The 14,060-nt window shown below is 63.4% G+C and carries 13 protein-coding genes and 1 pseudogene; 3 read left to right on the top strand and 11 right to left on the bottom strand.

Annotation, left to right across the window (positions count from 1 at the left end; translation table 11 throughout):
* Positions 1–13: 13 nt before the first annotated feature.
* The 8 genes and pseudogenes from IVB26_RS17185 to IVB26_RS17220 all read right to left on the bottom strand — a co-directional run.
* Positions 14–1,165, bottom strand: a complete 1,152-nt coding sequence (locus tag IVB26_RS17185) for an HlyD family secretion protein (protein WP_247972730.1) — start codon at positions 1,163–1,165, stop codon at positions 14–16.
* Positions 1,166–1,199: 34 nt separating this feature from the next.
* Positions 1,200–2,378 (bottom strand): DUF3734 domain-containing protein, encoded by a 1,179-nt coding sequence (locus IVB26_RS17190; RefSeq protein WP_247972731.1) that lies wholly within the window; start codon positions 2,376–2,378, stop codon positions 1,200–1,202.
* Between the two features lie 32 nt (positions 2,379–2,410).
* Complete coding sequence (locus IVB26_RS17195; protein ID WP_247972732.1) at positions 2,411–3,205, bottom strand: acetoacetate decarboxylase; 795 nt, start codon at positions 3,203–3,205, stop codon at positions 2,411–2,413.
* A gap of 118 nt (positions 3,206–3,323) precedes the next feature.
* A complete protein-coding gene (locus tag IVB26_RS17200) occupies positions 3,324–4,235 on the bottom strand; it encodes an MBL fold metallo-hydrolase (protein WP_247972733.1) in 912 nt (303 codons plus the stop codon).
* Between the two features lie 92 nt (positions 4,236–4,327).
* Positions 4,328–5,545, bottom strand: coding sequence for an NAD(P)/FAD-dependent oxidoreductase (locus tag IVB26_RS17205; RefSeq protein ID WP_247972734.1), 1,218 nt, complete (start codon positions 5,543–5,545; stop codon positions 4,328–4,330).
* A gap of 121 nt (positions 5,546–5,666) precedes the next feature.
* The gene (locus IVB26_RS17210) at positions 5,667–5,975 is read right to left on the bottom strand and encodes a hypothetical protein (RefSeq protein ID WP_247972735.1); all 309 of its coding nucleotides are present in this window, start codon (positions 5,973–5,975) and stop codon (positions 5,667–5,669) included.
* A 100-nt stretch (positions 5,976–6,075) separates the two neighbouring features.
* Positions 6,076–7,029 carry a helix-turn-helix domain-containing protein gene (locus tag IVB26_RS17215; protein WP_247972736.1) on the bottom strand — a complete coding sequence of 318 codons (954 nt, stop codon included), beginning with the start codon at positions 7,027–7,029 and terminating at the stop codon, positions 6,076–6,078.
* Between the two features lie 49 nt (positions 7,030–7,078).
* Positions 7,079–7,930: pseudogene (locus tag IVB26_RS17220) on the bottom strand (helix-turn-helix domain-containing protein); the annotation flags it as partial.
* Between the two features lie 263 nt (positions 7,931–8,193).
* On the opposite strand from IVB26_RS17220, the gene IVB26_RS17225 reads away from it, so the two are divergent.
* Entirely contained in the window at positions 8,194–9,378 is a 1,185-nt protein-coding gene (locus IVB26_RS17225) for a helix-turn-helix domain-containing protein (protein WP_346732878.1), read from the top strand.
* Positions 9,379–9,483: 105 nt separating this feature from the next.
* The gene (locus IVB26_RS17230; RefSeq protein WP_247972738.1) at positions 9,484–10,416 is read left to right on the top strand and encodes a helix-turn-helix domain-containing protein; all 933 of its coding nucleotides are present in this window, start codon (positions 9,484–9,486) and stop codon (positions 10,414–10,416) included.
* Positions 10,417–10,424: 8 nt separating this feature from the next.
* Here the strand turns inward: IVB26_RS17230 and IVB26_RS17235 are convergent, their stop codons facing one another.
* Positions 10,425–11,351 (bottom strand): catalase, encoded by a 927-nt coding sequence (locus IVB26_RS17235; RefSeq protein WP_247972739.1) that lies wholly within the window; start codon positions 11,349–11,351, stop codon positions 10,425–10,427.
* Between the two features lie 806 nt (positions 11,352–12,157).
* Here IVB26_RS17235 and dusA point away from each other — a divergent pair.
* Positions 12,158–13,114, top strand: coding sequence for a tRNA dihydrouridine(20/20a) synthase DusA (gene dusA, locus IVB26_RS17240; RefSeq protein ID WP_247972740.1), 957 nt, complete (start codon positions 12,158–12,160; stop codon positions 13,112–13,114).
* Positions 13,115–13,247: 133 nt separating this feature from the next.
* Here dusA and IVB26_RS17245 read toward each other — a convergent pair whose 3' ends face one another.
* Both IVB26_RS17245 and IVB26_RS17250 read right to left on the bottom strand, forming a co-directional pair.
* Complete coding sequence (locus tag IVB26_RS17245) at positions 13,248–13,802, bottom strand: TIGR02281 family clan AA aspartic protease (protein ID WP_247972741.1); 555 nt, start codon at positions 13,800–13,802, stop codon at positions 13,248–13,250.
* A gap of 28 nt (positions 13,803–13,830) precedes the next feature.
* On the bottom strand, positions 13,831–14,034 hold the full coding sequence (locus IVB26_RS17250; RefSeq protein ID WP_247972742.1) for a DUF1289 domain-containing protein: 204 nt from the start codon (positions 14,032–14,034) through the stop codon (positions 13,831–13,833).
* Positions 14,035–14,060 lie beyond the last annotated feature (26 nt).

Genomic DNA, 14,060 nt, shown 5'->3' on the forward strand with positions numbered 1-14,060 from the left:
CCACGACCCGGATTCATTCAGCCGTGGCGCTCGGGCCGCGCGAGGCGAGGCGCCTTTTCGCTTCACGCGCGGCAACGGCTGCCGACTTGGTGTTGACGGTGGGCTCGGCCGACATGCCCGGACGCAGCAGGCCTTTCAGATCGTGATCGTCGAGCACGATCTTGACCGGCACGCGCTGCACGATCTTGGTGAAGTTGCCGGTGGCGTTGTCGGGCGGCAGCAGCGCGAATTCGAGGCCGCTGGCCGGCGAGAGGCTGTCGACACGGCCCCGCAGCCTGGTGCCGTGGAAACCGTCGATGGACAGTTCGACCGGCTGACCGTTTCGCACATGGGTGAGCTGGGTCTCCTTGAAATTGGCGACGACATACACGGCATCGAGCGGCACTACCGCCATCAACTGCGTGCCGGCCTGCACGAACTGGCCCACGCGTAGCGAGCGCGCGCCGACGGTGCCTGCCACGGGGGCAGTGATCTGCGTATAGGAGAGGTTCAGCGCCGCCTGTTGCTCGACCGCGCGGGCACGGTCGAGTTGAGCCGCCGCCTTGGCGCGTTCGGTGGCGAGTACCTCGATCCGCTTGTTGGCGGCGATCAATGCCGACTTCTCGCCGATCAACTGAGCGGACTTCTCGCGTAGCGCCGCGTCGGTCTGCTGTGCGCGCTGAATGGTGCCGGAACCCGACTTCATCAAGCCGTCGTAGCGGGCCTGTTCTTCCCGCGCGAACTTCAGCCCGGCTTCGCTGGCCTCGACCAGAGCAGCCTGCTGCTGGATGACAGGTTCCTGCAATTCGATCTGCGCATTGAGGTTACGCACCGCTGCATCCGACGCCGCGACGTCGGCGCGGGCCTGATCGACCGCGGCCCTGAAATCGCGATCGTCGATTCGCGCCAGCAATTGCCCGGCCTTGACCGGCTCGTTATCGGTAACGAGGACTTCGCCGATATAACCCGAAACCTTCGGCGCGACGATCGTGGAATCGGCTTTGACATAGGCGTCGTCGGTCGTTTCAAGATAGCGGCCGGTGGTGAGGTAGTAGTGGCCGAAATCGACGGCGGCTGCGACGCCGAGCGCCGCCGCCAACGCCAGGGCGGCACGTTTGATTGCCTGCCGTGAGGGGCGAAGGCTGGCTTTGGCTTTTTGCTCATCGGTATAGGCAAGTGTCGACATGGCGTTCTCCCAAATCTGCAGGATGCGTTAAAGCTCAGTCCCGACGATGGATGTCGTGGGTGACCATGCCGAGCTCAGGTGGCGGCCGATCGAGACGCCGCGGCTCGGCCAGCGTGCGGCGGATGTCATCCAGTCCGCTCTGCCAATGCGTGCGCATCGCGCTCAACCCGAACTCGTAGTCCCTGGAGTGACCCTCGTAGATCTTGGACTGGTAGATCAGGTGGATGATGTTGTAGGAGCTGTGGCGGGCCAGATCGGCAATGGCTCGGATTTCCGGGTCGTTCTTTGCACTTGTCGGCAGTTTCTCCATCGTCCGCTGCAATGCCTGACGCATCTTCTGCATCCGCGTCATGTGGTCCGTAATGGCCCGCGTCCGACTGGAATATTGAATGTCCTTTTGCCGGCTCGACACCTCCATCATGTCGCGGGGAACGCGACCCATCGCCGACCAGAGATCGATCTGGAACGTCAGCGTGTCGCGCGGCTCGCCGGACAGCACGCGGGAAAGGGGCGTGTTGGAGACGACACCGCCATCCCAATAGTGCTCGCCTTCAATTTCGACCGCGGGGAATCCCGGCGGCAGGGCGCCTGACGCCATGAAATGCTTCGGTCCCAGACGGCGTTCGGCGGTGTCGAAATAGGTCAGGTTGCCGGTGCGGACGTTGACTGCGCCGACGCTGACGCGCATTTCGCCCGAGTTCAAGCGGTCGAAGTCGACGAGGCGCTCCAGCGTCTGTTGCAACGGTGCCGTGTCGTAGAAGCTCGTCGCCGCATCGCCCGAGAACGGGGACCAGAGCGGTGAAGGGAAACGTGGCTTGAAGAAGCCGGGCTGGCCCTGCACCAGGGCCCGCGTCGCCGCCATCGCGTTGCGCACCGAGCTGATGTCGAACGCAAAGGGCAAGGCGTTGGCGAGCCCTTCGCCGGCGGGCCACTCGATCGAGAAGGCGCAGATGGTCTCCCAGAATTCGCGCAGCCGCTGTACCCGCTCGCCTTCAGGCGAGCCCGCGATGATGGCGGCGTTGAGCGCGCCGATCGAAATGCCGGCCAGCCAGTTCGGCCGGATGCCAGCCTCATGCAGGCCCTCATAGACGCCGGCCTGATAGGCCCCGAGCGCGCCGCCGCCTTGCAGCACGAGAGCGACGACATCATAGGGCAGCACATTGCACTGCTGTTGCGGCGCGGGACTAGTCTGTTCACGTATCACGTTCAGCATTGCCAGGACTCCTTGCATGATGGCCGATCCGATCAGCCGACATTCGCTTCGATCAGAACTTTGGACCCGGATCCGCGCACGGCGGCGCCAGGTGCAAGGTAGTCGTGGACGACAGTGCCAAGTCCCAGCGTCAGGTCGGCAACGAGGTGCTTGGCCGACAGGACCTGAAGCACCGGCAGCTCGGCGACGGGAGCCAGGGCATGCGAACACAGGTCCAGCGCCGCGGGCCCGGTCCATGCGCCTTTCACGGTGATGTCTTCGAGGTGGTAGCGCACCAGTTCGCAGATGCGTGCCGTGCCGTCGACATGGGGAATGATCTTGAGCAGGAAGTTGGGGCCAGCGAGCTTTCGGGCCTCCAGATCAGCGTCGAGCGTGCGGTGTTTGTAGCCCATGGTACCGGTGGCAACGCGGACCGAACCGTAGTTCAAGGTTCCGACCAGCGTATCGGTCTCGACGGCGAGTTTTGGCTGCGCAAGTTTCTTGGGGAAGCCCCAAAGTTCACGCCCGCCGGCGATGGGCGGATGGTCGTTGAGAAACATCTGGTGCGTGAAGCTGCCGGCCTGGCCTCGCCAGGACACCGGGATGACCTGACCGCTTTCGGTGTAGTCGCCGAAGCCGGTCGAGTCGGGCATGCGGATGAACTCGTAATTCACCACCGGCTCGGTGAGTTCGAGTGGCTCCGGCACGATCCGGCGCAAAGCCTCGGGATCGGTGCGATACTGGATGATGAAGTATTCGCGGTTGACGAAGCGGTACGGGCCGGGTGGAAAAGCCGGATTCGTCAGCGGCATGGCGAAGGCCTTCGTTCGCACGGTCTCGTGTTTCATCGCGGTCGGGCTCCAGGTTGATCGATGTTGCGCGGGCCGCGCTCTGGCGCGGGAAACGCGGCCCGTATCGGATGAAGCGCTTGCTGCGCACGCTTATCGGGGCTAAGCCGACAAACGATCAGTAGTCCCAGAGGGCCGGCACCCAACGAAAGGCGTCGCCGGCTACGGCCACGTGGCCCACGGATGGGAACGGCATATGCGTGGCCACCAGCAGCCCGCCGGTTTCCGCCAGCTCGCGCAAAAGGCTGGTGCGGGCGCGAGCCGCTTCCTCCGGGTAGTGTTCGAAGCCGTTGTGCCAGTCGGGGTGTTCGAACCCGACTGCGAACACGAGGTCGCCAGCGAACGTCAGCCGGTCGCCGCCGGATGTCAGGCGGACGATGCTGTGCCCGGGGGTGTGACCGCCGGTGCGATGTATGACCACGCCCGGCGCCACTTCGTGCTCATCCTCGAAGAGCCGAAGCTGGCTGCGGTACTCTTTCGCGAACCGTTTGGCCGTCGTGCGAAGCGCATCCGGGAGACCGTCCGGCATCGAGACGCGAGAGAAATCGGGCGCTTCCCAGAACTTGATCTCGGCGGCCGCCACGTGGATCTGCAGGTCCGGACGCAGTTGCTCCTTCACGCCTTCGACAAGCAGCCCGCCGACGTGATCCATGTGCATGTGGGTAAGCACCACGTCGGTCACGGATGCGAGATCGATGCCGGCCGCTTCCAGTCGATGGATCAGTTGCCCGGCCCGAGGCAGGGGAAACTCCGCGCCCATCCCGGCGTCGATGAGGATGGTCCGGCCGCCGCTGCGCACGACGACCACGTTGAGCGCCCAATCGAACGCGTCCGGTGGCAGGAAATTGTCTTTCAGCCAGGCCTCGCGGACGGCCGGTGCCGCGTTGTGCGCCAACATCGCGCCCGGCAGAGTCAGCACTCCGTCGCTGACCACCATCACGTCAATCTCGCCGATCCGCAGCGCGTAGCGCGAGGGGACCAATTCATCGGGCGCCTTGTTGCCGGTGTATGAGGGGTCGTGCAGGTTCATGTTTCTCTCCTGTTACATGGTTGGGTGCTGGCTGGTCTTGTTCGGGCAGGCCGTGCAGCCAGCGCGGAGCGCGGCCTGCTTAGCGTGAGGGTCTAGAAGAAGCCGCTTACATCGCCGACACGCTCCGGATCGGCCGAGGCAAGGGCGGCGGCGCGCTCGGCCTTCGGCGGATAGATCCAGACGGTGTTGATCTCCTGCTTGGTCTTCTTGGCGGTCTCGCCGACCATCGTCACCTCGCGCTCCCAGCCGCGGGTGAACACCGCGTCGGCTTCGCCGAGGTCGAGGCAGGTGACGTATTTCTCCTGATGGTAGCGTTTGGTCGGAACGCCGAGCAGTTCTGTGGCGGCGTTGTGACCGGCAAAGGCGCCCATTCGCGTGGCGTGCTGGCACGACATCAGCGCGTAATTGCCGTCATCGTCGCAGGCGGCGCGGGCGGCATCGCCGGTGGCAAAGACGCCGGGTACCGACGGCACGCGCAAATCACGGTCGACCAGCAGCCGGCCGGAATTGTCGCGCTCGGCAGGTACCTGTGCGGTCAACGGAGCCGCGCGAATGCCGCCCGCCCAAATCACGGTCTCGGCCTCGATGTGTTCGCCTGACGTCAACGTGACGCCCGATTTATCGAGCGAGGTGACACCGACACCGAGCCGAGTCTCCACTCCGCGCTTGTGCAGGGCGTCCTCGATGAGCGGGCGGGGGCCTTCGCCCATGGCGGGAGCGATCGCGCTGTTGCGGTCGACGATGATGACGCGCGGCTTGACGTCCTTGCCGAAAATGGCGCGAATCCGCGTTGGCAACTCGGTCGCCGCCTCGATGCCGGTGAACCCGCCGCCGGCCACAACGACGGTGTCGCGTCCGTTCAATGCCGGCCGGTCAGCCAGACCGTGCAGATGCCGGTCAAGGGCAATCGCATCGTCGAGCTGGTCGACGCTGAAACCATGTTCGGCAAGGCCCGGAATATTCGGACGAGCCAGCCGGCTGCCGGTCGCCACCACCAGCCGGTCGTAGGACAGGCTCTTCTTCGCGCCTTTCGCGGCGACGATTCCCACCACGCGCGACTGGGTGTCGATTGTCTCTGCGCTGCCCTGCACATAGGCAACGTCGATGGCCTTGAGGACATCCAGGAGCGGTGCGGTCAGGGTCTCGGGCTTCGGTTCATAGAGCCGCGGGCGGACGACGAGCGTCGGCTCTGGCGAAACCAGCGCGATCTCGAGCCCTTCGGGCGAAACGCCCTGGATGTCGCGCAGGCGGGCGGCGGAAAGGGCGGCGTACATGCCGGCGAAGCCGGCGCCGATGATGACTAGTCGCATAGGGTCTACTCCTCTGATTTGACTTCTCGGACTCGCGCGTCACCGTTGCCGCTCCGGCATCCGGAATGGCTTGTCGCAATCGGCGATGACGCGAAGGCGTGAAAATAGATTCGTCGAGCGCCTACGGGGCGCTGCAGTCCGGCGTTATCATGGAAGGACGCTCGCACGCTGCGTGACAGCCGCGGGAAACCGTCGGCCGGCGGAACTGAAAGGCGATCGACTCGCTGGGCCTCAAGGGCCAGTCATCGTGGAAGATGGAGGCCCCGGCTCTGGTCATGATCGACGCTGCTATCGGTGCCGGAATTTCGACTTCCTCCCCCGTCGCCGAGGTGAAGCGCACGCTGAGCGACAGTCCGTACACCAGCGCGGTGGCGATGACCCGACGTCGCGGCATGATTGCAAGGAGGGCGACACAGTGCTTCCAGGCCATTGTTCGTCTCCGTCCGTTGTCGATGTTCGATACCGCAAATCTACGGGATCGAAGCTGCGACCGCGCCAGCGCGATTGCCGCGATTGCAGAGAGATTGCTGCTACCGCATGCGCCGTCGCCAATCGCTCGGGGTTTCGCCGGTCAGTTTCTTGAACGCCGCGGCGAATGCCGTTTGCGAAGCGTAACCGAGCTCTACGGCCACCAACTCGATCGACACGTCGGTTTCGCGCAGCATGTTCATGGCCCGCTCGAGCCGCTGCTGGCGCAGCCAGGCGTGCGGCGAGAGGCCGGTGCTCTCCTTGAAGGCACGACAGAAGTGGAAGCGCGACAGGCCGGCATCCGACGCAAGCTTGGCCAGAGATATGTCACCGTCGCTGTCCGAGCGCAGGCGTTCAATCGCGCGTTGCAGAGCACGGGCCGACAGCCCGCCCGTGATCGGCTCGAACATGATTGGCGTGCCGCTATGGGCGGCCAGGATTCGCGTCGCCACGAGATCCGTCAGTTGCTGCCTGAACAAGGCATCCAGGAGCGCGCTGCCTCCCAGCACGTCGGCCGCACTCATCAGCAATCCGGATGTAACGGGATCGGGATGCCCCGTCCGTTCCAGAAGATGGCCGGGACTGGGCACGTCGGCTTCGCGACCAACACGTTCAAGCGTGGTTTGCGGGAGATAGAGCTGGATGACGTCGACGGCGCCGGGGATATCCCATCTTGCGCTTGAACCAGCCGGAATGATCGTCACCACGCCGGAACGCGCCGTTCCAATCGCGACCGATTTCCCGGTACGCCGCTCCAGGCGCTGAACGCCGGTAGGATAAGTCATGATGACGTGGTGAGTCATGGGCTCGACCACATCGTGCAGAGCCCCATGCTTCCAATGCGCGATGGCGCCATTGGTCGAGTCTGAAGCCATGCGAAGCGGCGCAGTCTTGAGGACACGCGCCATCTCCACATCGGCAGGACGCAGATCGGCGACCGGCAATGTGGGCTGGCGAGCCTGGGAAAGACGCGGCCTAGCTTCCTGCGCAGCATCGTGCAGAGTCGGGGTGCTCATTGAGCTGTCGTCATGTTTGGTCATCTTGTTGCCTGCAGAGCGATGGCTGCTAACGCATGTGTCGTCGCCAATCGCTCGGGGTTTCTCCGGTCAACCGCCTGAAGGCGGCCGCGAATGCCGTCTGCGAGGCATAGCCAAGCTCGGCCGCCACCGACACGATCGATGTGTCGGTGTCGCGCAGCATGTTCATGGCTTGCTCGAGGCGGTATTGCCGCAGCCAGGCATGAGGGGAGAGTCCGGTACTTTCCTTGAACGCGCGGCAGAAGTGGGACCGCGACAGGCCGGCGTCCGAAGCGAGAGCCGCAAGCGAGACGTCGGCATCGCTGTCGGAGCGCAAGCGTTCGATGGCGCGAAGCAGAACCTTTGGCGAAAGCCCGCCGATGGTCGGCTGAAACGCGGTCGGCGAGGCGGTGTGCGTAGCCAGGAGACGCGTGGCGAGCAGGTCGATGAGCTGATGCCTAAACAGCGTGTCGAGGGCGGAGTTGCCCTCCAGCCCGTCGGCCGCGCTCAGGAGCAATCGGGATGTAACGGGATCAGGGTGCCCCGTTCGCTCCAGAAGGTCGATCGCGGTGGCCGTGTCGGATTCGCGGGCAACGCGCTCGAGCGTTGTGGTCGGCAGATAGAGCTGAACGACATCCACGGGTTTCGGAATATCCCACCGCGAGCTTGATCCTTCCGGAATGATGATTACGGCGCCAACGCGGAACGTTCCCTTCGCGATCGATCTTCCGGAGCGGCGCTCCACGTGCTGCACCGAGCCATTGTAGGCCATGATGACGTGGTCGCTCATGGGCTCGACGACATCGTGCAACGGGTCATGCTTCCAGTGGGCGATCGCGGCACCGGAGGGGTCCAAAGCCATGCGGACCGGTTCGGTGTTGAGGACGCGCGCCATCTCCACATCGGCGGAACGCTGTTCGGCATTCCGTAATTGGCCTTGGCTCGCACGGGAAGCGCCCGACGGATTTTCATGCGCAGAATCACGCGGGATCGGTTCGCTCATGGAGGTACGCCTTCAGAGGAGATGTGCACTCGCGTCGCCGGGAGTGACTGCGGCTGGCGTAAAGCCACCGTTTGCTTGTGCCGGTACCGCGGGGCGTCGCGAGTTCTCCGCGGCGTTCTAGGCGCGTAGGACTACGGGGTCTTTCCCAAAACGGCCGCACCTTGTCTGATTCTACTCAAACGTCGCGGCGCGCCATTTATTGGAGGGAAGGCGAAGATCTGCAATCATGTGGGTTGGATGTTGAAATCGCTCCACAAAATCGCTTTGTGACAGTCACGGCTCCGATGCTCACAATCGCGTTTCGCGCCGGCGCCAATCTAGACCTCCGCACTCGGATACCGGATAATGTGCCGCGAGATGGTGGCGGCAGCGAGTTGGGCGGCCCGATAAAACCCCGCGAATGGTCCGAACAAATGGTACAGGCGAGCACCTTCGGGCAGAGGGTCAGGCAGCAGTTGCATCTGAGGGATGCACCCCCCTCTCTGATCACGCGTTCACTGCGCGGCATCGAACTCGCGGTCACCGAAACCCAGGTTGATAATCCGGTACCGGGTCGTTCCGGCTCCGTGGCCGATGAGGCCTATTTCGTCAGCCTGAAGCTTCACGATTACCCAGACTGCGAGCTCTGGGATAACGGCAAGTGCGTCGGGAAGGCGGATGTCAAAGCGGGTACGACATATCTGTATGATCTCAGGAGCGATCCGGGTTTCATCATCGACAAGCCGTTTCATTCTCTCCACTTCTATCTGCCGCGTTCGGCGCTCGACCGCATCGCCAAGGAATCCGGGACGCCGCCTGTTGGCGACCTCGCCTGCCAGTTCGGCGTCGGACATGATGACAAGGTCATGCGTCATATCGGAGCGTTGCTGCTGCAAGGGCTCAGTCGACCGGCCGAAGCCAACCAGCTTTTCATCGATCACATGATGCTGGCGTTCACCGCGCATATTGCCCAGGCCTATGGCGGGATGCAGAGCACAAACGGGCCGGCTCGCGGCGGTCTGCCCCCGTGGCAGATGAAGCGTGCCTGCGAAAAGCTCGACGCCGACCTCGGCGGGACGCTTTCACTGCAACAGATCGCGGCCGAGTTTGGCCTTTCGGTCGGTCATTTTTCGCGCGCGTTTCGCATCTCGGCCGGCCTGCCGCCGCACCAATGGCTGCTGCGCCAGCGCGTGGAGGCGGCCAAACGGTTGATGACCACCGTGCGGGACCTGCCGTTGTCGGAGATTGCGATATCGGCCGGATTTGCCAATCAAAGCCACTTTACGAAGGTGTTTTCGGCGCAAGTCGGCGAAAGCCCGGCGGCGTGGCGCCGCGAGAGACTTGGTGGCTCCGAAGATCAAATGTGATCACCGGCCGCCCCGACGGCTGCTTCGTGATCCGCTCAATGGTCGTGACCTCTGGTCGATCGCGATCGCGCGTATGGTGCAACTCTACTCGAGGAGCCGGTCCATATGAAACAGAACGGTCTCTACGGTCAGAATGTTCAACGGTACCTTCATCTCGAGCGTCAACCGTCCTCGTTGATCACGCGTTCGCTGCGCAATGCCGAGATCGCGGTTACCGAGGTGCTGGATGATAACCCGGTGGAAGGCCCTTCCGGCCAGATGGATATTCAGGATGCTTATATGGTCGGCCTGAAACTTTACGATTACCCCAACGCCGAACGCTGGGAGCGCGGCGGGCCTGCCACAAAGATCGATATTCGTGCGGGCTCGACGCATCTGTACGACATGAAGAAAAATCCGAGTTTCATCATCAACCAACCGTTACATTTCCTTATTTTCTATCTGCCGCGCTCGGCGCTCAACTCTATCTCTGAGCAGTTCAACGCGCCGCGCGTCGGTGAACTCCCCTCGCAGCTCGGTACCGGTCATGACGATCCGATCATCCGTCATATTGGGGGGACGCTACTGCAAGCGTTGCGTCGGCCGGCCGAGACCAACCAGCTCTTCATCGATTACGCGATGCTCGCATTTACCGCGCATGCCGCGCAAACCTATGGCGGGCTGCGAACCATCCGCGCGCTGTCTCGTGGCGGTCTCGCCCCATGGCAGATAAAGCGCGCCTGCGAACGGCTCGACTCCGACCTCGGCGGGACGCTTTCATTGCCACAGATCGCGGCCGAGTTTGGCCTCTCGGTCAGCCATTTTTCGCGCGCGTTTCGCATCTCGACCGGCCTGCCGCCGCACCAATGGCTGCTGCGCCAGCGTGTGAACGCGGCCAAGCAGTTGATGACCGCGCGAGACCTGTCGCTGTCCGAAATTGCGATCTCGGCCGGGTTTGCCAATCAAAGCCACTTTACGCGGGTGTTTTCGGCGCAAGTCGGCGCCAGCCCCGCGGCGTGGCGCCGCGAAACGCAGGGCACCGGGGAGAGCGAAAGCTGATCCTTCGATCAGCGGCGCCTAGCCCGTGAGATCGTGTAGGCGGCGCGGCGGACCGCAAAGATCTCGTCGGGAGGATACCCGATGCCCTCGGCGAGGTTTGCCGGATTGAAGGCCGATGCATTGCACGCTTCGTTGGCTTCAATTGCCGTGATCACGATTGTCCCGAGCCGCACCGTCTCCCGGTGGTCCTCTTCCGGCCATCGGATCGTGACGTCCAGTAAAGGGTCTCCGGCACGACCCAGCACCGCCATCAGGCTGAACCGGATGTCGCGCGCCGCGATCCGGCTTTCCAAATCGTCCTGCAGGAGGCCTTCAGGTTTTGTTTCGGTCGTGTCTTCGGTCGGTGCGGCTTGACTGCCGACCGGCACGACCTTGAATTTGATGAATTGAGTCTCGCCACTCCGATTTGTCGCGGGAAAGGCGTGTACGGCCCAGTAGGTGGTATCGGCAAAGCTTGCGGGAAGCGGATGGGCGGCCAGGTAGGTGGCCTGATGCAGCGTCTCGGAATTGGCCGCGGAGAATGCCCTGAGTTTCTCCGGATCGGGCCGTCCGTCCGGTCCGGGAACGCGAGCCTTCAAATATGCCAACATCTGCGCGGCAGTCCTCGCATAGTGAATGGGAGCGCTCTGTGTGAGAATGTCGGAATGATGGTTGATGTCTCCGAGCCTGAAGCTAAACCCGCGCAGCACGGGATCATCTGCGCCTGGCATGCGTGGATTGCCGCCGTCCACGGAGAAGCGCGCCAGCACGCGTGACGCGGCAGTGAAACTCCGGGACTTCGTGATTTCCTCCGCCCGATCCGACGGGATATACGTCCCCCGGACGCAGCGGCCTCTGGCAAAGCTGGCGCGTGCTTTTGGCGAGCCAACGGTCATCGCTTTCAGCGTAGCGACGATCGCCCCGGGCGTGGCGCCGCCGGTTGGGTTCCGGATCATGACGATACCTCCGGCGTCTTGCTAAAGCGGCCAGGCGCGGCAGGCTTTCGGGCGTTGAAACACAAGCGGCTGGGCGGGTTTCGGCCTCCAGCCCATGCAGAAGATCGGAACACTGTCCCTGGTCATGATCGAGACCAGGAGATTTCGCCTATGAGCCGGCTCCGCCGGGATCTTCGCTCCTTCATCGCCTGTCGAAGCGAAGCGTACCGTCGCTGAAAGGGCGCACATGAAGGTGGTGGTGAGGACTCTAGGCCGTGATGCAAGGGTCGCAGATTGGTTGACGAGATTCTTCCAGATCATCACGTGTCCTTCCATCTACCGTTGACGTCGATACAGTGATGGTAGGGGGTCGGCGCAGCGCCGCCCCAGAGCGATTGATCCAATTGCAGAGCGATTGCTGGCAGTTGTGGGCCGTCATGAATTGCGCTGCGAGAGCGGTGTGCTGGTAATTCCTGGAGCTTGCCCAAATTGCCGCTGCTACATGCGGGCTGGCACAAATTGACGCACGATGGATCGGAGCGAAGGCTCAGGTTTTTCAATTACCGGACAGGGGTGTCGAAATCCAATTCACTACTGATCGACACTGCTCTTCCGGTTGCGATTCCCCCATAATGCCGTCTGCTTGTTGGTGGATTGGGAGAGAGGGCGAAGTCATATATCGCTTGTTACCGTGGTTACGGACGGCTTGACGACCGCGCGCGCCCACCGGCTATACTATTTTCGCGGAAATAGTATAACGGGGCGGATGTTGAAGAATATACGGTAACAAATTGAATTCGCAGGACTATCGCTTTTCCGTCGCCCCCATGATGGATTGGACTGACCGGCACTGCCGGGTGTTCCATCGTCATCTGACGCGGCGGGCGCTGCTCTACACCGAGATGCTGACCACTGGCGCCATCATTCATGGCGACCGGGAGCGGCTGCTCGGGTTCGACGCGATCGAGCATCCGGTCGCACTTCAGCTTGGTGGCTCGGATCCGCGCGAGCTCGCGCAGGCGGCGGCGATCGGCGAGGCGTTCGGCTATGACGAGATCAATCTCAACGTTGGTTGCCCGTCCGATCGCGTGAAGGACGGCCGCTTCGGCGCCTGCCTCATGGCGGAGCCGGAGCTGGTGGCAAGGTGCGTCGAAGCAATGAAGCGCGCAGTCGCCGTTCCCGTCACGGTGAAGTGCCGTATCGGCATTGACGACCAGGATCCGGAGGTTGCGCTCGATGCGCTTGCGCGCGGGGTGGTCGACGCCGGCTGCGACGCGCTGATCGTGCATGCCCGCAAGGCTTGGCTCAACGGTTTGTCTCCGAAGGAGAACCGCGACATCCCGCCGCTCGACTATGAGCGCGTCTATCGCCTCAAGCGCGCAATGCCCGGTGTGCCCGTGATCATCAATGGCGGCATTCCTGGGCTCGACGAGGCGAAGGCGCATCTGGAACATGTCGACGGCGTGATGCTCGGCCGGGCCGCCTATCAGGAGCCGTGGCGGCTGCTCGCTGTCGATTCCGATATCTTCGGCGAAGCGGCCCCGCATGGATCCATGCAGGACGCGCTCGAGGCGATGATGCCCTATATCGAGCAGCAGCTCGCGCGCGGCACGCGGCTGCATGCGATCACGCGGCATTTCGTCGGCGCATTCCACGCCGTGCCCGGCGCACGGGCCTTCCGTCGCCATCTCGCAGAGCAGGGCGTGAAGCCGGGCGCCGGCCTCGAAGTGCTGCGCGATGCGATCGCGCGCGTCGGTGCACGCGTGCCGGCCGAGGCGGCGTAAGTCGGCTAAAGCATGATGCGGAAAAGTGCGCAGCGGTTTTCCCTCGCGACAAACGCGGAACGCGTTTGCGCGGAGATCATGCTTAAACAACAACCTAAAACGCGATGGCGATCCATCCTGATCGCATCGCGCTTTAGTCGATCGCCGTGCGCGAGCGGCGGTGGCCGCTCTGAAGCTCGGGATAGCCCGTGAGCATCAGCTTGTCGGCGCGGACGCCCCAGCTTTCCAGGCGGTCGAGGAAGCTCATGCCGAGCAGATTGGTCTTCATCTGCCCGCGCTGAACGACGAGGGCCGGCACCGATTTTTCAACCAGATGGCCGACGGAGAGGCGCTCCAGCGTGAGGCGAGCTGCCTTGGTATGACCACCGGCGGTTTCGAGATCGACGTCGTATTCGAGCATCTCGAGCGGCAGCCCGATTGCTTTCGCGGTTTCCCAGGTCAGCACGACCGATGTCGCACCGGTATCGATCACCATCGGCGCTGCGACACCGTTGATCTTCGCACGCAGCGCAAATTCGCCGCCCTGACCGCGTGGGATCTGCACGGCGGGGGCGGGCGTCGCCGTCTGCCCGCGAAAAATGTGCGAGACCTTGTGGCTGGCGCGCGCGATCTGATCGGGATCGCCATAGGCGACGACCGCACCTGCCGTGCCGGCGAGCATGACGAGAACGAGCAGGAAGCGGATCATTGCGCGCCTCCGGAGGCGCGCAGGCCGGTCAGGTGCGTTTCGGAGATCCCACGATCGGCACAAGTCCAGCTTCCGTCATGCGTGTCGGCAGCAGGGCCATGACCGCGAGCCGGTCCGCGCTTTCCATGGCGTGCCAGCGCGCGATCTCGGGCAAGGTTCGGCCGCAGCCGAAGCATAGTTTGGTCCTGGGATCGATCATGCAGACCGCGACGCACGGCGTTTCTTTGCTCATTCGGACATAGTGGGGGATTGTCGGGC

It is taken from the genome of Bradyrhizobium sp. 195, assembly GCF_023101665.1.
Taxonomy (GTDB): domain Bacteria; phylum Pseudomonadota; class Alphaproteobacteria; order Rhizobiales; family Xanthobacteraceae; genus Bradyrhizobium.